At 56.0% G+C, this 273-nt stretch carries 1 protein-coding gene; it reads left to right on the top strand.

The features are described 5' to 3' along the window. Positions 1-33 precede the first annotated feature (33 nt). Positions 34-273 (top strand): hypothetical protein (locus QP415_RS11800; protein ID WP_285100207.1); only part of this gene is annotated, 240 nt, incomplete at its 3' end.

The raw sequence follows: 273 nt of genomic DNA on the forward strand, positions 1-273 counted from the left end.
GAGGACGGCGATGTTCCCCGGCTAAATACTGGTATGGGCGATAAGCCTATGGAGGGACTGAAGGTTCGTGCGTCATATGTGCAGGACGAGGTAGCCCGCAGATTCGATAAGTGGCTGGCTGCAAACAAGGGAGCAACCCAGGATCAGTTCCGTGACGCGCAAAAGCAGATCATGGCGCAGTACGAGGAAGAAAATCCGGGCAAGTCCGCCATTGCTGAAACGGCGTACGCTTTGACCAAGGCCGATGGCTCCTACCAGATTCAGTTCCAGGGG

It is taken from the genome of Pauljensenia sp. UMB3104 (assembly GCF_030217285.1).
Lineage (GTDB): Bacteria > Actinomycetota > Actinomycetes > Actinomycetales > Actinomycetaceae > Pauljensenia.